The 23,708-nt window shown below is 69.7% G+C and carries 22 protein-coding genes and 1 pseudogene; 13 read left to right on the forward strand and 10 right to left on the reverse strand.

Annotation, left to right across the window (positions count from 1 at the left end):
• Positions 1-90: 90 nt before the first annotated feature.
• Entirely contained in the window at positions 91-1,308 is a 1,218-nt protein-coding gene (locus FHX44_RS40200; protein WP_246170851.1) for a PucR family transcriptional regulator, read from the forward strand.
• Positions 1,309-2,395: 1,087 nt separating this feature from the next.
• Here FHX44_RS40200 and FHX44_RS40210 read toward each other — a convergent pair.
• From FHX44_RS40210 to FHX44_RS43985, 4 genes are all read right to left on the reverse strand, one after another.
• Entirely contained in the window at positions 2,396-4,198 is a 1,803-nt protein-coding gene (locus FHX44_RS40210; RefSeq protein WP_147260553.1) for a DUF808 domain-containing protein, read from the reverse strand.
• Between the two features lie 467 nt (positions 4,199-4,665).
• Positions 4,666-5,289, reverse strand: a complete 624-nt coding sequence (locus tag FHX44_RS40215; RefSeq protein WP_147260554.1) for an NADPH-dependent F420 reductase — start codon at positions 5,287-5,289, stop codon at positions 4,666-4,668.
• A gap of 318 nt (positions 5,290-5,607) precedes the next feature.
• Positions 5,608-5,967, reverse strand: a complete 360-nt coding sequence (locus tag FHX44_RS44105) for a VOC family protein (protein ID WP_342793519.1) — start codon at positions 5,965-5,967, stop codon at positions 5,608-5,610.
• Positions 5,931-6,053: a hypothetical protein gene (locus FHX44_RS43985; protein ID WP_281287943.1), complete on the reverse strand. Its 123-nt coding sequence runs from the start codon at positions 6,051-6,053 to the stop codon at positions 5,931-5,933. The genes FHX44_RS44105 and FHX44_RS43985 overlap by 37 nt, the downstream gene beginning before the upstream one ends.
• Before the next feature lie 1,029 nt (positions 6,054-7,082).
• On the opposite strand from FHX44_RS43985, the gene FHX44_RS40230 reads away from it, so the two are divergent.
• Positions 7,083-7,961, forward strand: coding sequence for a zinc metalloprotease HtpX (locus FHX44_RS40230; protein ID WP_147260556.1), 879 nt, complete (start codon positions 7,083-7,085; stop codon positions 7,959-7,961).
• Between the two features lie 265 nt (positions 7,962-8,226).
• Here the strand turns inward: FHX44_RS40230 and FHX44_RS40235 are convergent, their stop codons facing one another.
• From FHX44_RS40235 to FHX44_RS40245, 3 genes are all read right to left on the reverse strand, one after another.
• Complete coding sequence (locus FHX44_RS40235; protein WP_147260557.1) at positions 8,227-8,892, reverse strand: GAP family protein; 666 nt, start codon at positions 8,890-8,892, stop codon at positions 8,227-8,229.
• Complete coding sequence (locus tag FHX44_RS40240) at positions 8,889-9,422, reverse strand: TetR/AcrR family transcriptional regulator (RefSeq protein WP_147260558.1); 534 nt, start codon at positions 9,420-9,422, stop codon at positions 8,889-8,891. Before FHX44_RS40240 ends, FHX44_RS40235 begins: the two co-directional genes overlap by 4 nt.
• A gap of 1,000 nt (positions 9,423-10,422) precedes the next feature.
• Positions 10,423-10,851 carry a TraR/DksA family transcriptional regulator gene (locus FHX44_RS40245; RefSeq protein ID WP_147260559.1) on the reverse strand — a complete coding sequence of 143 codons (429 nt, stop codon included), beginning with the start codon at positions 10,849-10,851 and terminating at the stop codon, positions 10,423-10,425.
• Between the two features lie 1,001 nt (positions 10,852-11,852).
• Between FHX44_RS40245 and FHX44_RS40250 the strand changes: the two genes are divergently transcribed.
• On the forward strand, positions 11,853-12,119 hold the full coding sequence (locus FHX44_RS40250; RefSeq protein ID WP_147260560.1) for a hypothetical protein: 267 nt from the start codon (positions 11,853-11,855) through the stop codon (positions 12,117-12,119).
• A gap of 129 nt (positions 12,120-12,248) precedes the next feature.
• Here FHX44_RS40250 and FHX44_RS40255 read toward each other — a convergent pair whose 3' ends face one another.
• Positions 12,249-13,499: a PP2C family protein-serine/threonine phosphatase gene (locus FHX44_RS40255; protein ID WP_170309241.1), complete on the reverse strand. Its 1,251-nt coding sequence runs from the start codon at positions 13,497-13,499 to the stop codon at positions 12,249-12,251.
• A gap of 41 nt (positions 13,500-13,540) precedes the next feature.
• Between FHX44_RS40255 and FHX44_RS44380 the strand changes: the two are divergent.
• Positions 13,541-13,819 (forward strand): annotated as a pseudogene (locus FHX44_RS44380) (DUF4386 family protein); the annotation flags it as partial.
• Positions 13,820-13,854: 35 nt separating this feature from the next.
• The gene (locus FHX44_RS44385) at positions 13,855-14,118 is read left to right on the forward strand and encodes a DUF4386 family protein (protein ID WP_425469215.1); all 264 of its coding nucleotides are present in this window, start codon (positions 13,855-13,857) and stop codon (positions 14,116-14,118) included.
• Here the strand turns inward: FHX44_RS44385 and FHX44_RS42570 are convergent.
• Entirely contained in the window at positions 14,083-14,544 is a 462-nt protein-coding gene (locus FHX44_RS42570) for a hypothetical protein (RefSeq protein WP_170309243.1), read from the reverse strand. The genes FHX44_RS44385 and FHX44_RS42570 overlap by 36 nt on opposite strands.
• A gap of 212 nt (positions 14,545-14,756) precedes the next feature.
• Between FHX44_RS42570 and FHX44_RS40265 the strand changes: the two genes are divergently transcribed.
• From FHX44_RS40265 to otsB, 5 genes are all read left to right on the forward strand, one after another.
• On the forward strand, positions 14,757-15,059 hold the full coding sequence (locus FHX44_RS40265; RefSeq protein WP_147260563.1) for a putative quinol monooxygenase: 303 nt from the start codon (positions 14,757-14,759) through the stop codon (positions 15,057-15,059).
• A 168-nt stretch (positions 15,060-15,227) separates the two neighbouring features.
• Positions 15,228-16,568 (forward strand): L-fucose:H+ symporter permease, encoded by a 1,341-nt coding sequence (gene fucP, locus FHX44_RS40270; RefSeq protein ID WP_147260564.1) that lies wholly within the window; start codon positions 15,228-15,230, stop codon positions 16,566-16,568.
• Between the two features lie 135 nt (positions 16,569-16,703).
• Positions 16,704-17,732, forward strand: a complete 1,029-nt coding sequence (locus tag FHX44_RS40275) for a carbohydrate kinase family protein (RefSeq protein WP_147260565.1) — start codon at positions 16,704-16,706, stop codon at positions 17,730-17,732.
• Positions 17,729-20,959, forward strand: a complete 3,231-nt coding sequence (locus FHX44_RS40280) for an HAD-IA family hydrolase (protein WP_147260566.1) — start codon at positions 17,729-17,731, stop codon at positions 20,957-20,959. Before FHX44_RS40275 ends, FHX44_RS40280 begins: the two co-directional genes overlap by 4 nt.
• Positions 20,959-21,759, forward strand: a complete 801-nt coding sequence (gene otsB / locus FHX44_RS40285; protein WP_147260567.1) for a trehalose-phosphatase — start codon at positions 20,959-20,961, stop codon at positions 21,757-21,759. The genes FHX44_RS40280 and otsB overlap by 1 nt, the downstream gene beginning before the upstream one ends.
• Before the next feature lie 115 nt (positions 21,760-21,874).
• Here otsB and FHX44_RS43675 read toward each other — a convergent pair whose 3' ends face one another.
• Complete coding sequence (locus tag FHX44_RS43675; RefSeq protein ID WP_246170853.1) at positions 21,875-22,255, reverse strand: hypothetical protein; 381 nt, start codon at positions 22,253-22,255, stop codon at positions 21,875-21,877.
• On the opposite strand from FHX44_RS43675, the gene FHX44_RS43680 reads away from it, so the two are divergent.
• From FHX44_RS43680 to FHX44_RS44390, 3 genes are all read left to right on the forward strand, one after another.
• The gene (locus tag FHX44_RS43680) at positions 22,254-22,631 is read left to right on the forward strand and encodes an FAD-dependent monooxygenase (RefSeq protein WP_281287967.1); all 378 of its coding nucleotides are present in this window, start codon (positions 22,254-22,256) and stop codon (positions 22,629-22,631) included. The genes FHX44_RS43675 and FHX44_RS43680 overlap by 2 nt on opposite strands.
• Positions 22,632-22,794: 163 nt before the next feature.
• Positions 22,795-22,995, forward strand: a complete 201-nt coding sequence (locus tag FHX44_RS40295; protein ID WP_147260569.1) for a hypothetical protein — start codon at positions 22,795-22,797, stop codon at positions 22,993-22,995.
• A 452-nt stretch (positions 22,996-23,447) separates the two neighbouring features.
• Positions 23,448-23,708, forward strand: a complete 261-nt coding sequence (locus FHX44_RS44390; RefSeq protein ID WP_425469193.1) for a nucleotidyltransferase domain-containing protein — start codon at positions 23,448-23,450, stop codon at positions 23,706-23,708.

Genomic DNA, 23,708 nt, shown 5'->3' on the forward strand with positions numbered 1-23,708 from the left:
AACGAGCGAGTGCCGAAACAGTCGGCTGGACACCCGCACCCGGGCAGACTCGGCATCGGGGCCGACGTCCAGCAGGACGGAGTGAAAGAAGTGAGCGACCGCCACCAAGCACGTACGCGAGCCGACACGCAGAACGTCCACCCGTCGTGGCTGAACGAGGTGGCCGCGTCCGCCAGCCGGGACGCCGGAGACGCGCCGGTGGAGCTGCTCGGCGACTACCTGCTGTTGTTGGCCGACGCCGCCACCTCAGGCCGCGAGCCACAGGCCGCCGAACTCGAAGCGGTCGGCCTGCTCGGCAGGAGGGCGGCCGAACTGGGCGTGTCCGCTGGCACAGCGGTCCAGCTGTACCTCTCGGCAGCCCGGCGGCTGTGGCAACAGCTCCCCATGGTGATCCGCTCCCGCGACAACCAGGCGGTGCGGGCCGCTGCCGCCGCGGTCCTCCACGTCGTCGACGGCGCCGTCGCCAGCCTGGCCGAGGGATACGCAGAGGCCCGCCGCCAGATGGCCCGGTGGGAGGAGACGCTGCGCCACGAGTTCATCGAGGACCTGCTACGCGGCGACGCCGACGTCGGCAGGCTCGCGGAACGAGCCGAACCCTTCGGCCTGGACATGCTCCGCCCGCACCAGGTCGCGCTGGCCGCACCGACCGGCCGCCTCGACCGCGCCACACCGGCGATCAGCTCCCTGGAACACACGATCGTGCAAGAGGTCGGCGACCGCGACGTCCTCGTCGCGACCAAGGACGGCCGGATCGTCGTCGTCGCACCTCCCGACACAGACATGCCCAACCCCCGAACCGGGCCGTCCAGGCTCGGCGACCTCATGCTCGCCGAACTCGGCCGCTCGACCCGCGGACAACCATGGCGGGTCACGGTCGGGCGGCCCTACACCGGCTCCTACGGCATCGCCCGCTCCTATGAGGAAGCCCGCGAAGGGCTGACGATGGCGGAGCGGCTGCACCTGGACACCCCCGTGATCCACGCCGAGCAGCTGCTGATCTACCGCGTGCTCCTACGCGATCAACCCGCGATCGCCGACCTCGTCCGGACGGTCCTGGGCGGGCTGGCCCGCGCCCGCGGCGGAGCCGAACCGCTGCTGGCCACCCTCGACGCCTACTTCGCCGCCGGCAGCGTCACCACCGAGACCGCGCGCCGCCTGCACCTGTCCGTCCGCGCGGTCACCTACCGCCTCGACCGGATCACGACCCTCACCGGGCACGATCCCACCGACCCCGCACAGCGGTTCACCATCCACGCCGCCGCGCTCGGCGCGAAACTCCTGGGCTGGCCGAAACAGGACCTGCGCTGACGGCCGCGGCGAACCCGCTTCCCAATCTTGCGGAGAATCCCCGGGATGAAGCGTCCGCGTGCTGAGGCCGCGGTCACAGCGCTCAGGCGGGATGCGGCTCCGGAGCACCGCGCCCCGCCCCGGAACCGTCGCTGTGCTGCTCGGCGAGCGCGATCTCCGAAGCCGCAGCCTCGGCGGGACGGCCGAGGCCGGGAGCCGTCTCGTGAACGGCGGCACGGATCCGTCGACCCCGACGACCACTGAGGGTTCGTCGAACCAGCCGGCGCCGGACATGACGAACCGCCTCAGACGGCAACTGCCCCGGCACCCCGAGTTTTGAGAACGACATCGCCGACCACGCGGCGAATTCGCTCACACCTCGCGCGATCGGTCGGTGTCGTCACGGGGCTGCGGCGACATGCGGGTGTGGGGTGCTGACAGTGACGGCGGCACCGGCGCACTGCGCGCACAGGATCCGCCGGACGCCGTGCGTCGTCTGCGAGACGAGGCCGATCGGCGGAGGGTGCACGCGGGTGGTGCGTGCATGGTGGTAGCAGACAGCGGCGCCGCAGTAGGCGCACAGCGCGACCACCGGCCCCGCGACGAATGACGGATCGGTGCTGGCGGCCCTGCAGTCGAGACAACGCATCGGATATTCGTCCTTCTCGCTCGGATGCAACCAGTAACGAGTTGCATCTATCTCCGGCCGATCCGGCTGGGGACCGGGTCCGGCTTACATCCCAATGTGCCTCACCCGCGAGCTCACCGGCACCGCTGCCACCGGCCAACTTGCCCCGATCGAATTTGCCGACACCTTGCAAGAACCGACCGGCCAGCGGGCCCTCATCTCCGGCTGTCCGCGTACTCAGCGCGGCGGCCGGCTGCACGTCGGACCAGTCCGGCCGTTCCAGCCCGTCATGCTCCCTCGCGCGTCGCCAGAGACGCTGTCCTTGCCGGTGGCGCAGGTCCGCCCATAGATGTCGGCGCCCCATGGGGCTCGCGTTGTGGGAGGGCCGGCGCCCGCGCGCGGTGGAGAGGTGGGTTTCCGAGCTGGAGGCCTCGACCTGGAGGACGCTCAGATGGGATGCGGCGCGCGGATCCGAGCAGCTCACCCTGGACAGGCCGAGGATGACGACGCCGGATGCCCGTGTGGACGCTTGGGTGGTATGTGGATGGGGTCCTCGATGATTTCGGGCCGAATGTCCTGGGTCGGCCGGAACCAGGGCTTGCTGGCCCATTCTCCGCGTTCCTGCGAGTCGGTCGGCGCGGTACCTGGCAAATTCTGGTCAAATCTCCATCGGACTGGGAGCCGGACGCCAACCGGGTACACGGTCAGACCGTCCCGGTTGACGCGGAGTCGTAGGAAGTTCTTGTAGCTCTCGTTCGCGCAGGCCGCGTACAGCTCGTTGCTGTTGACCTGCCAGTGATCGGCAATCCACAGATACACAGCGACCATGAGCGGGCCGAGCAGGGCGCCCACGGCCCCGCCGAGGACGGCGCGCATCCACGGGTCCGCCGCGGCGACTCCGCTGATGTGCAGGAGCAGGTCGACGACACCGATCACGACGCCCAGATGCAGGATGGTGTGCAGCGCGGCCACGGCCCGCTTACGACCGGGGGACGCCTGCGACCCGGCGGTGAAGGCGTACAGCGCAGCGAACAGGCCCAGCGCCGTCAGCGTGACCGGGAGCAGCGCCGCCACCGCCTCCAGCCACCGTCCGGTGGGACGGTCGAAGACCCGATCAGCCGGGACCGCCATGGCCACCAAACCGTAGACCGCCGCCGTGACCACGAAGAAACCCCGGTTGTGGTAGATCTGCCCGAAGATCCGCCGGCGCAAGCGTCGTGACTCGCCGGTGGCAGGGAAGACCCGCTCGAGCCCGAACGCCTTGGGCTGCTCCTCGGGTACGGCCTCCGACAACTCCGGAGTCGGCGGCCGGACCGGGGTCGGCAGGTGGTGCGTGGGCGAGAGGTAGGCGCCCCCACCCCCTGCAACGATCTTGCTCTCGCCATCCGCGGTCCTGTAGCGGGCGTAGAAGTGCAAGTCACCGGCCAGGGTGAGCCGCAGCTCGGCCCGCGCACCGATCACCGTCCGCTGGAAGTACTCCAGCACGTCGTGCGCGGTCGGGTCCTGGCGCGCTGCGGTCCAGGTCGGCTTGGCCGCACACAGCACGATCTGTGCCCCCGGTTCCAGCGCGCGAGCCCGCTCCTCGAAGTAGTCGAGCTGCCCGGTGTCGATATCGGTGGCGAGCGCCACGTCCACCGCCCACAGGTGCCAGTTGTGCGGCAGGGCCAGCGCGAAGTAGCTGCGCGTCTGGCAAGTCTTCCACCCGCCGATCCAGCGGCCCTGGCAGAACTGCTTCACGAAGCTGGCCAGGCCGTCGTACCAGTCGTGGTTGCCCGGGATGGCGAACAGCCACCGCGGATGCCAGGTCCACGGCAGCGTCGACCGGAACGGGCCGACCAACCGGTTGCGATACTCCTCCATCGTTGCGAACGGGTACGCCTGGTCCCCACCCAACACCAGAATCGCGCCCGCCCGCGTGAAGTGCTCGCCCCTCGGGCCGGGCAGGGTCAGGCTCTCGCGCGCCACCAGCGCGGCGATGGTGGTGGTCGCGTCGAACCCGTCCCCGGAATCGGAAACGTAGTCCAGCCACAACTCCTCGGCCCCGGTGAAGTCATAGCCGCCAACCGTCTCCACCAGGCTCCACCGATCCCCGCCGACCTGGTCCACGCCGGCCTGTGACCCATCGGGGAGTCGAGCCGCCAGGACGCCGGTGTGGGCGTCGCGCCGGTCGAAGAACTCAGCGAACTTCGTCGACAACGCGACCTGCACCCCGATCAGTACCAACAGCTTCGGCACCAGCCAGCGGGTCGGCTCCTGCGGCACGAATTCGATCTGCTGCGGCACGCCCGAAGTGGGCCGCGTCAAAGGCGGCACCCCCGGCGTAGGCATTCGCACCGGCTCCCCCGGCCACTCGCCCGCGCCTCCGGCCCTCTGCGACCCATCCGCACCGGGGGCCGTCTCACCCCCGTGCACCACGTAGCCGTCCACAACCACCCCAGCACCCCGGCCGACACCCCGACACAACGCTGTGGCTCGCACCAGCGCAGCCGGTGTTACACCAACTCCAACCCGTTACCACCGCCGGTCGACCGACGTCGCGCTCTGGCTGATCGCCGGCTCAACCCCGACTCCTTCGACACCGATCCTTCGAGGACCTCATCGCCGCACCCTTCGGTTGCTGCGGGCATTCGTCCATGGCCTCTACCGGAACAATGCAGGCGGAGCCGCCATCAGCGGCTGCTGCGCATCGGCGCCATCGGGTCGCTCACGCTGGTGCCTCCGGCGCCCATGCACTCGGCCACGGACGGCGCCTACGACAGGACCTTCACGGCGCTGGCGTACTTGGTGTCGAGCGGCTGCTGGAGCGCCATGTGCAGGTAGCCGAGCGCCTCGATCTCGCGTGCGCGCTTCAGCGGCCCGGCGTCGATGGGGCGCATCCGGGCGTCGGCCACGAGGCGGCTCACCGCCTGCTTGGCGTCGGCGTGGTCGGAGGCGATGAGAACGTCGAGCGGGTGGCCGGCGACGCGCCCCTCGCCGAGGGTGCCGGCGAACGTCGTGTTGAACGCCTTGACGACCTTCGCGCCCGGAGCCTTGGCCGCGATCTCCTGTGCGGCGGACCCGGCCTCGAGCGCGAGCGGCTCGAACGACTCGACGTCGATCGGGTTCGTGATGTCCACGACGACCTTGTTGTCGAGTTGATCGCCGTAGCGGCGCAGAACGTCGTCGAGGGCCGCGTACCAGACCGCGATCACGACGACGTCGCCGGAAAGCGGGTCGCCGACCTGCCCGGCGCGGACGTCGCCGGAAAGCTCGTCCGCCAGGGCCTCGGCCTTGACGACCTCGGTGCCCAGGAGCGTCACGGAGTGGCCCCCGGCGAGCGCGCGCGTTGCGATCCCGCGGGCCATGTTGCCCGTGCCGATGATCGTGATCTCCATCGTCTCTGCCAATCCTCCGGTCATCGATGCCGCCCCGATCCGCTCGCGCGCGGGCGTCTTTTCGGCATGGAGCGCCTTAGCGCAGCGCGATGTAGAAAGCCTCGAGCGTTACGCGGACGGCACGACGACCTGCTTGACCTCCGCCATGTAACGCCCGGCGGCCGCGGACGCGTCCTCCGGAGTGCTTCCCCTCTGCCGGGCATCCAGGTACGCCGCGTACCAATCCCACCAGTCGTGTGGTGGGGCGACCGCCTCGAACGAGCCGTGATGCTCGGCCGTTTCATGCAGTAGCTGTGCCAGAACCGCAATGTCCATCGGTCACACCCGGCCCGGAAGTCGCTCCGTGAGCTCCTGCAGCAGCCAGCCGTTGCCGTCGGGATCCTTGAACGACGCATACGAGGCGTAGGAACGGCGTTCGGGATCCGGGCCGGGGGCGCGCGCCGCCGTGTCGGCGATGAAGCCGCCGCCGAGGCTGCCGCCGACGTCGTGGAACACCTCACTCACATCGACGCCGCGCGACCGGAGCTCTTCGCGCGCCGCCTCGATGTCGTCGACCGCAAGCAGCAGGCTGTCGATCGAGCCCGGCTGGGCGGAGCTGACCCCCCTGCCGAAGAGGATCGACGCCTTCGACCCGGGCGGCGTCAGATGTACCGCGCGATAGTCATCGCCAGCGGAGATGTCGACATCGAGCCGCCACCCCAGCCGCCCATGGCCTTGTCCACATCGGCCACCGGCACCATCACGACCTCGAGCTTCATGTCCACGACCTGGCTCCTCTCCTGCCCATGGCGGACCGCGCCGAGCCGTCGGGATTTGCTCCTGGCCTCGCTGATCGCACCTCGTCCGACGGCGGCTGCCTCGCCGCGACGGGCCAGTGTCCTCGTCAGGTCACCGGGCACAACCAGCGAAAGCTGCGGTCGTGCGCCGGCCTCGCCCAGCTGCGCCCGTTGGCGCAGTCGGGTGACACACGTCCGCAACGGCCCTTCCGCCGGGCGGCTCTGGCTCCGGTGTCATCGTCCGGCCCGATGGCCCAGCCACCCCCGAATGAGGGCAGGTCACACGCCGCTCCGGCGCCTCGGCTGCCCTGGCCGGGTGTTCCTTCGGTCTTGCCCCTTCGGCTCGGCAGAAAGGGCGATATTCCGGATTGCTCCTGATTCTGCCCGCCTGTGCTGGACCGTTGGCTGGTCGGCGTGGGCCCGGCTTCGCGTCACCACCTGGCCTCGCCCGTCCGCAGTCCTGCATCCCCCGGTCGAAGCCGTGCACCGGGCGCAAGCGCGGCGGTACATGCGGTGCAGGGCGGTTTTCCGAGAGCCGGATCGCGGGTACTGGCTCCCTCGGAGCCTGGCTCCGTTCAACCTCGTCCTGAGGAGGGCCGATGCTGTGAGCGCTGCGCATCCGGCGAGGTCGGCCCGGCCTCGGGTGGTCGTGGTCGGGGGTGAGTTCCCTGGACTGTCCGCTGCGCGTGAGCTGAGTGACACGGATGTCGAGGTGCTGCTGCTCGACCGTGATCCGTACAGCACCTTCCAGCCGCTCCTCTACCAAGTGGCGACCGGAACGCTCAACCCCGGCGGCATCACCTACGCCCTGAGGGGATCGCGGTGCGGCACGACAACGTCCGCTTCCAGCGGGCCCGCGCCACCGGCGTGGACGTCATCATGCTGATGGGCGGCCGCATCGCCGGCGACCGACCGGAGCCGATGCCCCCGCCCCGCGGCTGAGAAGTGCTCGACCCGCGGACGCACCGGCGCCATCGACTCCGCAACGCCGCCCAGGCGGTCTTGCTGCTGGGTGGGATGGCCATGGTGGTCGGCGGGCTCGCCTGGCTGCTCGTCGGAGTGGTGGGCCTGCTCTGGGCGCTCGTCATCGGGGGGATCGTGCTGGCGATGCGGCCGCACGTCCCGCCGCGGTGGATCCTGTCGATGTACGGTGCCCGCCCGCTCCCGCGCGCGGTCGCGCCCGAGCTGCACCGCTACGTGGAGGCGCTCGCCGACCGCGCTCGGCTCCCCGCGGCGCCACGCCTGTACTACGTCGCCAGCCCGATGGTCAACGCGTTCGCCGTGGGGCGGCGCGATGACGCGGCTCTCGCCGTGACCGACGGACTGCTGCGCGGTCTGACCGGCCGAGAGGTCGTCGGGGTGCTGGCCCACGAGGTCGGGCACATCCGCGCCGACGACCTGTGGGTCATGAGCCTGGCCGACGCGGTCGGGCGACTCACCCACGCACTCGCATACCTCGGGCTGATCCTCCTCGTGCTGACCCTGCCGCTGACCGCGGGCGGCACGTACTCCCCGCTTTGGCCCGCCGTGCTGCTCATGGCGGCCCCGACGGTGGTGACGCTCCTCCAGCTCGCGCTCTCGCGGTCCCGCGAGTACGACGCCGACCTCGAGGGCGCCGCGCTCACCGGCGACCCCGAGGGGCTCGCGTCCGCGCTCGCCCGGCTGGAACGGCTCGAGGGGCGGATCTGGGAACGCGTGATCGTCCCCCGCCGACGTGCTCCCGACCCGCTGCTGCTGCGCACCCACCCGCCGACCGCCGCGCGCGTGCGGCGGTTGCTCCAGCTGGTGCCCCGCGAGGAGCGCAGACGGCTCGGTGACGCTCGGCGGCTTCCCCCCGCCGGCTACCCGCAGGTGCGGTCCCCCGTCCGACTCCGCTCCCCGGGTGTCCGGTGGTGAACGTCGTCCACGGCGGGTGGCGTCGACCGCTCGTTCATCCCCGCCATCTGTTTCGGCGGTGGGCGGACCGGGCGATGGCGTGCCCGGACACGGGCGAGGTCCTGGACGAATTCCGCCAGCAGCGGAATGCTCGGAGCGGAAGATCAACTGCCAGTCCATCCGGCTATCCCCACCCGGCCCACGGACGGGCAACCGACGGACGACCCGGCCGCAGGACGCGCCCTCGGAGCCCTGTGTCAACCCCGTAGTAGTCGCGCTGGCATTGTCAGTTCGTGATGGCGATTCCTGCTGCGGCTACGGCGAGTGCGCCTAGTCCGAGAGCGGCGGGGATGCTGGGTGGGACGTCGCGCGCTTGGCCGAAGCGGTTGTAGAGCCCGGTGAGGCGGCTGCGGATGTGGTCGCCCCAGGCGACGCCGGCGACGAGCAGCAGGAGGCAGGGCAGGCAGTAGATCATGGCGTAGCCGGCGAGCACGAGCAGCCCGTGGGGTGTGGTGATGCCGGAGCTGACCAGGCGCTCGATGGCGATGGCGTAGGGGAAGGCGTTGGGGAGGTCGGCTGCGGTGACCACGGCGCCCAGCGGTAGTGCTGTCCAGGGGGTGAACCAGGCGGGGAGCGTGATCTGAGCGCGGTGGGTTCGGCGCAGGCGTTGCAGCGCGGAGCGCAGGAGCATCAGTGCGGCGAGTCCGAATGCGATGCGGCGGACCCAGATCAGCCCGCCGTCGAGCACGCCGGCCGCGGCGTCTGCGGCGAGGTAGAACCCCGCGCCGAGTCCGAGCACGGTGAGGTAGGCGCCGAGCACGTAGGCGAGTGCTGCGCGGACCGGGTGGCCGTTGGGCAGGACCAGGACGAGTGCGACGCCGAGGATGGTCGCGGGGTTGAGCGAGTCGAGCAGGGCCAGCCCGGTGACGGTGAGCAGGAGCGCTGTGCTCATCGCGAGGTGTTTCGCCGGCTGGGCGAGGTGTCGGTGAGCAGGTGGGTGATCAATGCCTCGACGCGCTCGGGTGCCGGTGGGGCCCCGAGCAGCGCTTCGGTGAACAGTCCGTCTCCCACCAGGCGCACGACGTCGGCGTGCACGGGGTCGCCGACCTCGGCCTCGATTGCCGACTGCCAGCGGCGGACGGCCTGCCCGACGTCGGGCGGTAAATCCACCCCGCCCGCGGACACTCGAAAAAGGGAGAGCAGGGCCCGGGCTGCGGCCTGCTCGGCACCGTCGGCCGCTGACAGCCGCAGCCACGTGGCCGCCGCCGTTCCACCGTCGGCTGCGGTGGCCATTGCGGCGTCGGTCTCGGCCAACGCCCGGTGCACCAGCCCGTGCGCCAGCGCGCGACGGTCGGGGAAGTGGTGCAGCAACCCGCCCTTGCTGACTCCGGCGGCCGCTGCGACCGCATCGAGCGTCGGCGCCGGGTCACCGGCGAGGACCAACCGTTGTAGTGCGTCCAGGACACGATCGCGGAGAGACACACCGCCAAGCGTACCGACCGGCTAGACGGTCGGGGTCGCAGAGCTGAGTGGGGTCGTTCGGCATCTGCCCTGTTCGTTCTCCTTGCCCTCGTTGAGCAGCGGACATATCCGGAGGGGCATCTCGGGACCAAGCCGTGCCGGGGCCCGCGCCGGAGTGGGGGTCTCTCCTCACGTCGCGCAGTGACGGTGCCCGGGATAGGACCCGTCGCGCCGACGCGAGGAGAGACCCACTTGATCACCCGGCGGGGTTGTGCTCGCTGTCGAGTTCAGAGCACCGGCCCCGGCGGGCGTCGGCGCTCGCGTTGGCGCTCAGTCCTTGTCGACGGTCCGCGCGACCCGGATGACCACCAGGTCCCGCGTTTCTAAGGGTGGACGTCGCGCGTCGGCTTAGCAGGGCGGTGGCCCAGTGGCACCTCGGGTGCATCGACGACAACTGATGCCGCCGACACCGCCAAGGGTGGACCAGTGAGCTGCGCTGGGATGCCGGTCGGCGTCTCACCAGGTCCTCCCACTCGACCGGACGACGCGGCAGCCCGAAGAACCGCCCGACGCGCCCTCGCGTGTCGGCCGCCCCCATGAACCAGCCGCCCGGCATGCGGCGGAGGCCGATGTCCCCGACCCGCGCGATGCCCCCTCTCCCGTCATCACAGGTTGACCGATGATCGAACCGACCAGCACCCCTTCCGCGAGGTCCTGGTCGCGCATGTTCCGCAGCCGAACGGCATCCACCAGCACCTGCCGGTCCTGCCACCGCCGAACCGCGACGGCGGGCGCGAACATCCGCACTCCCCCGATGTCCGTGACCAGACCCGCGAAGGCCGCGTCCCGCGGATGCGGAGTGTGGCGGACCGCGACGTCGTGGACGTGACCGAGGTGCTGCGCTTCCGGACCGACGACGGGTCGGCCGAGGAGTTGCCGCACCCACACCGTTCGACCAACCCGGTCCTCCGGCGGACCACACGCAACCAGACCTGCCGCAGCGCGGCAGGTAGCAGCCCGATCAGGCGCCATGGCCACTGCTCATCCGACGCTGCTCAGCTCGGCGGCAGTGGCAGGTCAGGCACCACCGCGTCTGCGGCACCGCGCACAGCACCTCGACGGCGATCTCCTCATCGCAGCCCGCACACCGCCCGTACCTACCCGTCCGGATCGCCATCAAAGCGGTCTCGATATCCGCCAGGGCACGACCGGCGCCGGCCGCGACCTGCTCGTCCACCTGGGCGCGAGCGATGTCGGCAGTCGTGCACGCCCCGTCACGTCGCGCGGGCCCCATCATGGCCATCGAGCTCAGCTGCTCGACCCGGAAAGCCCGCTCGCGTTCGAGCGCCTCGCGCAGTCGAGGCAGACACCGAACGAGCTCGGTACGCCACCCGCCCCTCCCGGGTGAGACGTGCGTCCGGGCCGCCACTGCATGCATCGTCGACTTCACGCTCCTCGGGAACCACTGGTCTGCACGCCCAGGCCACGATCGGGGTGGGCATGCGGACGGGCGCGAGGGGATCGGCAGTCCGCATGCCCAGCCCGGCGCACCGGGCACCTCCAACGCTGCCTGCTCCAGGTCCCGGCGGCAGGGGCGGTCACCGGCCGACTCGCGCCATCCGGAGTTGCCGGCTTCCGGCAACATCGTGCAACCTGCTCCGGTCGATCACGAGGGGAATACCTTCTCGGCCATCGACGCGAAGTTGCCGCAGACACAGTCATTGCCGTGGGTCGGCAGATCGGGTTCCAGCAACTCTGCGGGGGAACGCCCCAGTCCGGGGAGTCCGGGCGAGGCAGAGTGGAAGTACGACGAGGGTGCTACGACCCGCTTCGACTCGCCCGTGGATCGATCGATCTCCTCGCGATCGGGAGCGGTGGCAGTAGCACGGATCCACGGCGGAAGCCGCGCGGCCTGCCTCACGGTGCCGCAGACGACCCGTCCGCCTGCCCGAGAACGATCATCAGGAGCTGAGATGTTGCACCAACGAACAACCGGAGCCACCGCGGTCGTGCCGAACGGACGGAAGGCCCGGTCGGCGCCGCCCATGACGGTCGGACATTTCTCCGCTCCGGCCCGATCCGGTTCGGAGGCCGGCGCGGAATGGAGCGACATCGTCCAGGAATGGGGCGAGCAGTCGTTCCCGGCGAGCGATCCGCCGGCGAACTGGTGAATCTCCAGCTCATGAACAACGTGACGGTGGTCGGGTGGGAACGGTCGGCCCAACCCACCGCGTGGCTCCGCGGGCGCCGAGGCGGCTCCCCCTGCCCTCGTGCCCTTCGACCCGCTGCAGCTAGATCTGGATGAAATGAGTGGAAGCCCTGATGCCTGCGCCTACTACGACGCTCATCGCTCCTCAGAGTGCAACGAGATCGAACGTGCTTCACCGCCGGCAACGTGTTCCCGTCATACTCCGACTCACCCCACAGCAGGCGAGAGACCTGCCCCGGTGGATGCCACACCTCGTTGAGGAGGCGCGTCGTCAGCTGCGCCACCACGGGGACGCCGCGCGGGACGTGGTGATCGATCTGTCGTCCCTCCCGCCGACTTCGGCTTGCGCTCCGCTGCTGATGCTCTTCACGCTCGTCCGCAGGCTCCTGAGCGCGGATGCGGGCGTCGTGGTCACCGGCGTGAACCCGGCCTTGCGCGCGTGCCTGGTTGCGGAGCTCCCGACCGGCGTCACGGTCGTCGATCGACGAGGGCGGCGCTGGTCCAGCTGACGGGCACGCGACCGGCGAGGCCCGCTGCTTGGACCTCCTCGTCGGTGAGCGGTTGGAGTGGATCGACGCGCAGCGACTGGCGACGACGAACGCGGCCAGTTCGCGTTCGTCGCAGACCACGAGCGGTGATCACTGGGCCTGCGGTTGCTTCGGATGCCAATCGAGGCACACGACCGTGGCGTCATCGCTGATCTCGCCGTTGCACGACTCGGTGACGGACCGGGTGATATGTCGTACGAGTTCGGGAGGCGCGAGCTCATGGTGGTCAGCGAGCAGCGCGGCCAGCCGGCGATAGCCGAAATCCTGCCCACCTCGCTGATGGGCCTCTGTGATGCCGTCGGTGAACAGGAGCAACCTGTCCCCCGGATGGAGCGCGATCGGGTGAACCGGGTAGTGCGTGGAACCGAGCAGCCCGAGCGGCAGCTCGGGCGGGATGAGGAGTTCACTGACCGCGCCGTCCCGGACCAGCAGCGGCGGCGGGTGTCCGGCGTTGAGGATCGTTCCTACGCCGCTGTCGACATCGAGTTCGAGGATGAGGCCAGTGACGAAGTCGGGGCCCGGGAACTGCTCCACCAGGTGCCGATTCGCAGTCTCGGCCTGCTGGACGATCGAGCAGTGCGCGCGGCGGGCGTTGCGCATCGCCGTGCAGGAGAGGCTGGCCAGCAGCGACGCGCGCAGCCCGTGGCCGGCCGCGTCGCTGACGCCCACGGTCAGGCAGTGCGCGCTGACGGCGTAGTCGAAGTTGTCCCCTCCGATCTCGTACGCGGGCTCCAAGGTGCCCGCGATGGAGAACGCGGGCAGCTCGAAGGCCAGACTGGGCAGCAGCTCCCACTGGATCTCCGCAGCCAACCCCAGCTCACGCCGGCGGCGCAGCATCTCGAACCGGTCGGTGTAGCGGCGAGCGCCGGTCAGGACGTGCCCCAGGACGCGCGCGACATCGTCGAGTACCTCCATGGTTCCCCCGCCGACGTGGTGGCCGGGCAACGTTACGGCGAGGACCCCGAGACGCTCCGCGCGGACCGACACCGGGAGGTAGACCACCACCGCGGGCCCGGGCACGCCACTGCCAGCGGCCCCGGCCGCAGCAGCATCACCGGATGGATCCACAACGGCGGTGACGCGGCGCTGCTCCCGGTACGCCACACCCGCAGCGCTGTCGAGCAAGTCCTGGGACCGGATCGGCGCAGTGGCAGGGTCCACCGCCACCGGCTCCAGACTCGCCTCCGCGTAGTCCGACAGCAGGACGACGCAGCCCTGCGCCGACACGTGCCGGGCCAGCCATCGTGCGCAGACATCAACCAACTCGCTCGGCGGCGCTCGATCCAGATCCTGCAACAGCGCGCCGATGCCGGGCCGAGCAGCCGTCACATCCTCCGTCACCGCGGCCACCCTGCCACCCCCGCCACTGTCGCGCGACGGCCATGACGATTCCACCGCATCGACACGTGGGCAGCGACCGGATCTGGCGCCAACGTTGCAGCCGAACAGGGACGACATCGTCCTGGCCCGCTGAAGCTCGAGCTATTCCGGCAAGCTTGGTCCTGGCACTCGCCAATGTCGGGACGACCGTCGCGCTCTTCCCCGTCGTCAAGCGTCAGGACGAAGGCATCGCCCTCGGCTCCGTGGTCATGCGCACCCTCGAGGCGAGCGTCATCGCCGTCGGAGTCGTTCCCCTCCTCGTCGTCGTGACGCTGCGTCAGGACCTGTCGGGGGCGTACGGCATCGACGCCTCGCGATCGGAAGCGCATTGGTGGCATTCCACAACTGGACATTCCTGGTCGGCCCCAGCTTGGTCCTCGGAACGAGCACGGTGCTGCTCGCGTACCTGCTGTACCGATCCGGCCTCGTACCACGGTTCATCCCCGTGCTGGGACCGGTCTTCGCCGGGCACCGCCCAGATGTTCGGCCTCTACGAGCAGATCTCGGTGTGGGCCACCGTCACCCCTGTCCCGGCGTTCGCGACTCAGACATCCTTTGCGGCGACGTGGGTGACCGGTAGGTGGAACTTGCGTCCGAGGCGCGCGGGCAGGTCCTGGTGCAACCAGCGAGACAGGCGCGCCGGGAGCGTCGACACGATGATCTCGTCGAACTCCTGCCTCCCGAGGGCGTCTTCGACCGCGCGCATCGGATCGGGGTCACACACCTCGCCCCCTGCCGTGGCGCCGGCGGCGGCCAACTCCTTCAGGGTCGCCTGGAGCTTGGCCTGCGCCAACCGGCGAGCCTCCTCGGGGGGCGCAGAGATCGTCGGGACGCCACCGACGACCGGCATCGGCGGCAGGGCGGCGATCGACGCCAGATCGCTCACCTGGGTTGCGGGCACCACGAGCCAGAACTCAGCGGGACCATGGGCAACGCGCTCACTGATGAGATCCCTGAGTTCCTGGCTGCCGAGCGTCTGGTTCGCGACGACGAGGTAGCGGTGCATGACGCCTCCGGGCAGGTTGTCGGGTGCGCCTGCCGCGGCGACCGCGGACCGGCACCGGACTGGAGAACGGTACCGCTCATCACCCGGCAAGAGAACGGGTGTGGACCCCCGGCAACGACCGGCGGGCCGGCGACGTGGGCATGGGTCCGGAGTACCTCCGAACGAATCTCCGAATCGGCGTCGATCACGTGGGACGGGTGTAGGAATGCCCCATGGACGAGAGTGATCGGCCACTCTTCCTCGTGGTCAATATCAAACCAAGACTGGACCGAATGGCGGAAGCCGAGGCGCAACTGCAGTCCATGCGCCGCAACAGCATCACCGAGCCCGGTTGCGTCTTCATGTACCTCGCGCAGCCGCAGGACGACCCGTCCACGTGGGTGATGTTGGAGATGTTCCGCTCCCGCGCGGCGTGGGACGAGCACATGCGCCAGCCTTACAACATCGAGGGGAACATCATTCTGGAGGATCTCCTCCGCGAGCCCTCGGACCTGCGCCTTTTCGACCAGAAGTAGGGAGCGCCCCGCAAAGTTAATATTGAACCTTGAACTAATGACGCACAGTACCGGATCAGACACTCAAGGTTGCCACCGCCTCCGGTGGAATCTGCCGTCGGCGCGGACTACCGTTCGACTGTGGGCTGCATCACATACCCCACTCCGCGTCAGCGAGAGGTGATCCGAATGGCTCGACAGACGGTCACACGGATACAACCCTACGAGGCACGCGACGCGAAGCCCAAGTTGGTTTACCCGGGCCTCACCATTCCGTTCATCCTGATCGTCACCTGCTTCGCGGCCTGGGGGTCCGCAGCCAACTTGACGGATGTTCTTGTGGGGGTTTTCCGGCACATCTTCACGATGTCGAACTTCCAGTCGGCACTTGTGCAGTTCGCGTACTACGGCGCGTACTTCTCGCTCGCCATCCCGGCCGCCTTCATCAACCGGCGCTACGGCTACAAGGCCGGCGTCCTCGCCGGCCTGGGGCTCGCCACGCTCGGTGGATTCCTGTTCATCCCGGCAAGCGTGCTGCTCGCGTACGGGTTCTTCCTGATCGCTCTCTTCGTACTGGCGGCCGGACTGTCGATCCTCGAGACCTCGGCCAACCCGTTCGTGATCGCGATGGGCCCGGAGGAGAACGCGACCCAGCGGCTGAACCTCGCCCAGTCGTTCAACCCGGTCGGCGCGAACATCGGCGTCCTGCTCGGCGCATTGTTGATCCTCCCCCAGATCACGCCGGAGTCGGAGAAGGCCGCGATGACGGCAGACCAGCGGCTAGCGGCGCAGGAGCAGGACCTGTCGTTGGTACTCGGGCCCTATACGGGAATCGCCACCGCGCTCCTGCTGATCTGGATCGTCATCGCCATCCAGAAGATTCCTGTGCCGGAGGAGCACGCCCGGTTCGCGCCGGACGAGAGGAATACCGGCCTCGTCGGTCGTCTCTGGCACAACCGGCACTACCGGTACGGAGTGGCCGCACAGTTCCTCAACGTCGGCGCCCAGGTCTGTGCGTGGACGTTCACCATCCAGTACGCCCAGGACGTGGTGGGCGTGCCCACCGCGAGCTCGGGCTGGTACCTCCAGGCCAGCCTCATCCTTTTCCTCATCTCACGGTTCGTGATGACCTATCTGCTCGGCATCTACCGGCCGACGAAGCTGCTGTTCGCCATGGGTTTGCTGGGGCTGCTGTTCTCCCTCATCGCCATGTTCTCGCCAAATATGATCGGATTGCTCGCCGTCGTCGGAATCTCCTTGTCGCTGTCACTCATGTTCCCGACGATCTACGGCGTCGCCCTGCAAGGCCTCGGCCCGGACACGAAGTTCGGCGCCGCCGGTCTCGTGATGGCCATCCTCGGAGGCGCGCTCCTTCCGCTGGTCCAAGGCAAGTTGATGGACATCATGGGCGCGAACCTGGCCTTCGTCGTCCCGGGGATCTGCCTGGGTCTGGTGGCCTGTTACGCACTGTTCGACCTCCGCACCGCACGGCACGGAGGGCCGCTCGTGAGCGAGGGCGCCGCGGGTTGAGGGCGAACGAGACGCGTCGGGCCTTGCTCGATCGCTGATCGCCTGCGCGAGCACCTGCCCGCGTGCCCCGACGGGCAGTGGCGATCCTCGACCGCGCACCCGACACACCGGTTCTCTTCGATAGGAGTTGGGCGGATGTTCGTCGTCGTGGGCGAAGCGCTCGTGGACCTGGTCGGGCAACGCGGCAGCCGAACGCTGGTCGCCCATCCCGGTGGGAGCCCGGCCAACGTCGCTCTTGGGCTGGCCCGGCTCGGGAACCAGGTGACGCTCATGACGCGTCTGGGACGGGATGCGTTGGGCGAGATGGTCACCGCGCACCTCAAGTCCAGCGGCGTCCGGGTCGAAGGGGGCTCGGGCGAGGGCACCTCGACCAGCCTGGCGATTGCCACCCTCGCCGCGGGGATCGCGACCTACGACTTCCGCATCGAGTGGGACATCGGCGACCTGGAGCCCCTCCCCATCGAGACCCGGTGCCTGCACACCGGTTCGTTGGCAACCGTCCTGGCACCCGGCAGGGCAGGCGTCGAGGACCTCATGAGGCGGGAGCACCGGCGCGGGCGGGTGACGATCTCCTACGACCCCAACGTCCGGCCCGCACTGCTCGGGGCGCCGGAACGGGCGCGGCCGGGGATCGAGGACCTCGTCGCCCTGTGCGACGTCGTCAAGGTCAGCGACGAGGACCTGCTCTGGCTCTACCCCGACCGCCAGGACGAGGACGTGGCGCGGGACTGGCTCGGGCGCGGCCCGGCCCTCGTCGTCGTGACACGTGGAGGCAGAGGGGTGTACGCCGCCACGGCGGGGCTGGAGGTGCGTCGACCCGCGACGCCGATCGACCTCGTGGACACCGTCGGTGCAGGCGACTCGTTCACGTCCGGCCTGCTCGACGGGCTGCGTCGAGCAGATCTGGTCGGGGGCTCGCGTCACGACGCGATGGCGGCGATCGACGAGGCGACGCTCGTCAGCGTTGTGGACGCGGCGGCCTTCGTCGCGGCGATCACCTGCTCTCGCCCTGGTGCCGATCCCCCGACCCGAGCCGAGGTTGCCGCCGCCGACGCCGTTCGAACGCCTACTGCGGCGGCACCGCTCGGCACCGCACGAGGGATCTCACCGCCGGCAACCGGCCCGGCCTCCGAGGTCGCACCGAAGCGAGGGAGATATCGATGACCAGTGCAACGGGCTCCGGCGGAGCCATCTTCGACGTGGACGGGGTGCTCGTCGACTCCCCGCACGAACTGGCCTGGCGCGAGTCGTTCAGGTCTCTGATGGAGGGCGACTGGCGCGACATCCGTGACCGGACGAGCTGGTCCCCCGAACGCTTCACGCCGGCCGTCTACCAGCAGGTGATGGCCGGGATGCCGCGCATGGCCGGTGCCCGGGCGGCGATGGAGCACTTCGGTGTGCCGGACATCGACGCGCGGATCGAGCAGTACGCGGCCGCGAAACAGGAGCACGTGATCAAGCTGATCGAGCAGGGCCGCTTCATGGCGTTCCCGGACGCGCTGCGGTTCGTCCTGGACGTGAAGGCGTCGGGCGTCCCGGTGGCGGCGGCGTCGTCGTCGAAGAACGCCAAGCTGTTCCTCGAACGGATCCGCCTGGACCTGTTCGCCGCCGAGCAACGGATCGACTACGACTTCATCACCCCGGGCATGACCCTCGCCGAGATCTTCGACGCCGACATCTCCGGCCGGGACTTCCCCAAGGGCAAGCCGGATCCGACGATCTTCCTCACCGCGGCGGAGGAGCTCGGTGTCGCCCCGGCCGACTGCTTCGTCGCCGAGGATGCGACCAGCGGCATCCAGGCCGCCAAGGCGGCCGGAATGGCCGCGCTCGGCGTGGCCCGCCTGGACGACCAGGAGATGCTGCTCGAGGCGGGCGCGGATCTCGTCGTGACCACCCTGGACGACGTGTCCCGGCGCGCCCTGCGCTCGGGGTTCCTCGAGGAGCGCCGGGCGGCCGCCGAGATGAGGAAGCGGCACACGCAGCAGCCGCCGAGCGTGTGGACGCTCGTGTACGAGAGCTTCGACCCGGCCCGGCAGGGGCTGCGGGAGGCGCTGCTCTCGCTCGGCAACGGGTACATGGTGACCCGCGGCGCTCTGCCCGAGGCGGACGCCGACGACGTGAACTACCCCGGCACGTACGTCGCGGGGCTCTACGACCGCGCCGAGACCGAGGTCGCCGGGCGCACGGTCGAGAACGAGGACCTGGTCAACGTCCCGAACTGGCTGCCGCTGCGCTTCCGGATCGAGGGTGGGGAGTGGTTCGACGCGCGGCGCGCGGACGTGATCTCGCACCGCTTCGAGCTGGACATCCGCCGCGGGGTGCTGGCTCGGCACCTGACCTGGCAGGAGGCCGACGGGCGGCGCACCAGCATGGTCCAACGCCGGTTCGTCAGCATGAAGGACGAGCACTTCGCCGGCCTGGAGACCACGTTCACGGCGGAGAACTGGTCGGGCCGCATCGAGGTCGTCTCCGGGCTGGACGGCCGCGTCGCGAACACGGGCGTCAAGCGCTACCGCGACCTCAACAGCCGCCACCTGCAGGTGCTGGGTCAGGGCGAGGTCGACCCGGAGACCATCGGTCTGCAGGTCGAGACCCTGCAGTCGCACGTGCGGGTCGCCGGCGCGGCACGCACGCGGGTGCTGCGCGACGGGCAGCGGCAGGACGTCGACCGGCGGCTGGTCGAAGAGCCGGGGTACATCGCCCACACGCTGGACGTCATGCTCGAGGACGGGCGCTCGGCGACCGTCGAGAAGATCGCTGCGGTGTACACGTCGCGGGACCGCGGGATATCCGAGAGCCGCGACGATGCCCAGCTCGCGGCCACCACGGCGGACGACTTCGCCGGTCTTCTGGCGCGGCACGTCGGCGCGTGGAACAGCCTCTGGAACCGTTTCGACATCGAGCTCGACAGCGCCAACGAATGGACCGAGACGGTCCTCCACCTGCACATCTTCCACCTGCTGCAGACCATCTCGCCGCACACGCATCGCCTTGACGTCGGCGTCCCGGCCCGCGGCTGGACCGGGGAGGCCTACCGCGGTCACGTCTTCTGGGACGAGATGTTCATCTTCCCCTTCTTCAACTTCGAACGCCCGAGCCTGGCTGCAGCCCTGCTCCAGTACCGCTACGAGCGGCTCGACACGGCCCGCGCCGCCGCCCGCGCCGAGGGGTACGAGGGCGCCATGTTCCCCTGGCAGAGCGGGGCAACCGGGCGTGAGGAGACCCAGAAGGTCCACCTCAACCCGAAGTCTGGCCGCTGGCTCCCCGACCACTCGCACAACCAGCGGCACGTCAACATCGCCATCGCCTACAACGTCTGGCAGCACTACATGGTGACCGGGAGCATCGGGTTCCTGCGCTTCACCGGCGCGGAGCTGCTGATCGAGATCGCACGGTTCTGGGCGAGCATCGCCACCTTCAACGCCGGGGAGGACCGCTACGAGATCCGCGGCGTGGTGGGCCCGGACGAGTACCACGAGGCGTACCCGGATTCCGACGAGCCCGGGCTGGCCAACAACACCTACACCAACATCATGGCGGTGTGGGTGCTGCAGCGGGCGCTGGAGACGCTGGACGTCCTACCCCCGCACTATCGCGAGGAGCTCGTCCAGGAGCTGAGCATCCGGGACGAGGAGCTGGAGCGCTGGCAGGACATCACCAGGAAGATGAAGGTCGTCTTCCACGCCGACGGCGTCCTCACCCAGTTCGAGGGCTACGAGGCGCTGCCCGAGTTCGACTGGGAGGGTTATCGCGAGCGCTACGGCAACATCCAGCGGCTGGACCGGCTGCTGGAGGCCGAGGGCGACAGCACCAACCGGTACAAGCTCGCCAAGCAGGCCGACGTGCTGATGCTGCTGTTCCTGCTCTCCCGTGACGAGCTGCGCGGGCTGCTGCACAACCTCGGCTACGCGGTGAGCCACGAACAGCTCGCCCGGAGCGTCGAGTACCACCTCGACCGGACCTCGCACGGCTCGACACTCAGCGGGGTGGTGAGTTCGTGGGTGATGGCCCGCTACCAGCCCGAGCAGGCCTGGAAGTTCCTGCAGCACGCGCTGGAGAGCGACGTCGCCGATGTCCAGGGCGGCACCACGGCCGAGGGCATCCACCTGGGGGCGATGGCCGGGACGGTCGACATCGTGCTGCGGTGCCTCACTGGCATGCGTGCGCTCGGGCCCGTGCTCCGCTTCGAGCCGGCGCTGCCGGCGGAGGTGAAGCGGCTGCGGTTCAGCGTCCATTACCGGGGCCATCGCGTGGACGTCGATCTGGCCGAGGACCGCATCCGGCTCAGCGTGCGGCCGGGCGGGGCCGGCCCCGTCAACCTCTTCGTGCACGGTCAGGCGGTCGAGCTCGCACCCGGTCAGCAGCGCGAACTCCAGTTGGAGCGCGCCTGATGAGCGCGGGCACGGTCACGGCCGAGCAGGCGGCGAGGGCGCTGGTCGACCGGATGAAGGAGGTCGCCCTGTGCCTGGACTTCGACGGCACCCTCAGCCCGGTGGTGGACGACCCGGAGGCGGCCCGGCCGCTGCGGGGCGTGGTGGAGCTGCTCGGCCCCCTGGCGAGCCGGTTCGCCGCCGTCGCCATCGTCTCGGGGCGCCCGGCCGCCTACCTGGGCGAGCACGTCGCTGCTCCGGGCGTCCGCTACCTCGGGCTGTACGGGCTGCAGGAGATGCACGACGGCCGGATCCGGGTCGACCCGCGGCTGGAGGAGGCCCGCCCCACGGTCGCTGCCGCCGCCGAGGCGCTTCGCGAGTCCGACGCGGTGCACGACAGCGGTGCATGGCTGGAGGACAAGGAGTACGCGGTCGCCGTCCACACCCGGCGGATCCCCGATCGCGAGCGGTGGGCGGACCGGATTGACCGGGCGGCCCGACGGATCGCCGACCGGTACGGACTGGAGCTGATCCCCGGGAAGATGGTCTGGGAGCTGCGACCGCTGGTGCGCAGCGACAAGGGCGACGCCGTTCGCCGGGTCGTCGACGAGTCCGGCGCCCGGATCGTCGTGGTCGTCGGTGACGATCTCGGTGACCTGCCTGCCTTCGCAGCATTGACCGAGCTCGCAGCCGAAGGGCACGACGTGCTGCGGGTGGCCGTGCGGTCGGAGGAGGCTCCACCCCAGCTGCTCGCGGCCGCCGACCTCGTCCTGCAAGGCCCGGACGAAGTTCTCGAGTTCCTGCGGCGGCTGGTGGTCTGACAGGTTCGGGTCGTCGGTATCAGCGGGGTTCCCACAGCCGCACGGCCGAGCGGCGAGAGACTCGGTACCAGGTCGCTCCGACGGTGGTCGGTCCATCGCCACTCCCTCGCACTGCTCACCGAGGCATTAGCTGGTCGATCAGGATCTGGGTCAACCACTGTTCGTACCGTTCCGGCTGCCAGCCACGCTCGGCGACGAGCAGCTGATACACCTCGGGGGACATCAGCGCGTGGATGATGTCGGCCGCGTCTGCCTCCCGCACGGTCGACCTCAGAGCGCCGCTACGAGCGAGAGAACGTGCGATCAGCTCCTGTCCCGCCGCGCGGTGCCGAGTCCGGTCGGCCAGCAGGGCGGCCGCGTCCGGGTCGGACTCGGCCGCGCCGACGAGGACTCGGTACAAAAGGCAGAGCTGCTGCGCAGGTTCGCCGCCTGGCACGACCCGATTCTGGCGTTGGTGCAGGCTCACGGCCGGCCGCAGCATCCTGCGCAACGACATCGTCGAGCTCGTCGCCCCGCTTCCCCGGTTCACCCGGGCGCGAGTCGTCCTCGTTGGCGATGCCGCCCACGCCATGACCCCCGACCTCGGCCAAGGCGGCAACCAGGCCCTCGAGGACGCGGTCACGCTGGCTGCGCTGATCGGCCACCACCACGACGTGGATGCCGCGCTCGACATGTACGACACGACGCGGCGGCAGCGGACCACCGCGGTTGCGCGAAGCTCCCGGCAGGTCGGCCGGATCGCCCAGGCGCACAGCCCGATGGCAGTCGCTCTCCGCAACTCCCTGATTCGACTGCTTCCCGCGGGCGCCAGCACCCGAGCCGCGGCTCGACCGCAGACCTGGCGGCCTCCGGGCCCGGAAATAGATCTATGAAACCCTTGCCTGGCGGCAGTGCCGTGCCGGCAAGGACGACCCGAACCGCTATGGCCTCAGCGCCGTCAACGAATTCGGCGACTGGTGGATCGCGGCAAACCTCATCCGCGACGTCGCTTGTCTCTCCAATCTGGAGCTACTCCCCTGGGACGTCTGGGGCGTCATGCCAGAACCCCAGGACGAGATCACCCCGGTGATGGTCGAGCTGTTCGATGCGCTCGCCGACATCACGACCGACCCCGAAACGGCCGCTGACAGCCGCGCCCTCTACGAGTGCGACGACCGGCTCCGCGTCGACAGTTCGGTACGCAACATGTCGCGCGACGGTCGATGGGAACCGATCATGCCGGGCGCCGCCCACTAGCCATCATCCTCACGGCTTCGCGCTGATCAGCGGATTCAGAGAATGGGCAAGAGATCCTTCGGTTGCAACTCTGCCGGTACAGCTGGCGGACGGTAGGTATTCGAACCCTGCGCAATGCTCCACGACGCGCGGTACTCGACCGCCGGGCGCGGGTGGGTACCGTCGAGTACTGCTCGTTTGGGTGCAGGACGCGGCGAACGCCGCAGGCTCCGGGATCTCCGTTGAGCGTGCGTGAGCCAGGCACGATGCTTCATACCGTGGTGATCTCGTGGCGGTCCTTCGATACCGGCCGCCGTTGCCCAGCTCGTTGAGCGGTGACGCTCGTCCACCCGGATTTCGAGGGCTCCCTGTGCGTGATCCTGGTGAGGTGTCAGGCCTGACGGGACGATCATGACCGGAGCGCCGCGGGATCGTGTGCCCGTCGCGCCTTCGAGCCGGTCGTTCGCGCCGTGGTGGCGGAGGTCGGCAAGGTCGACAGCAACGTCTCGCTCTACTTGTACGGCTCCGTCGCGACCGGCCAAGCGCGGATCGCGGAGTCGGACGTCGACCTGTTTACCATCGGCCTGCCGGTCGCCGCGGCTGCGGAGATCAGCCGCGAGCTCTCCCGCCGGGTTCCGTGCCTTGTGCCGGGCGGTCGAGGTTGGCCCGGCCCGCGGTGCACGGTGCGCCGACGTTGCTCGAGCAGTCGTGTGCAGGAGCCACCGTTGGTGTGA

This window comes from Pseudonocardia hierapolitana (assembly GCF_007994075.1).
GTDB lineage: Bacteria > Actinomycetota > Actinomycetes > Mycobacteriales > Pseudonocardiaceae > Pseudonocardia > Pseudonocardia hierapolitana.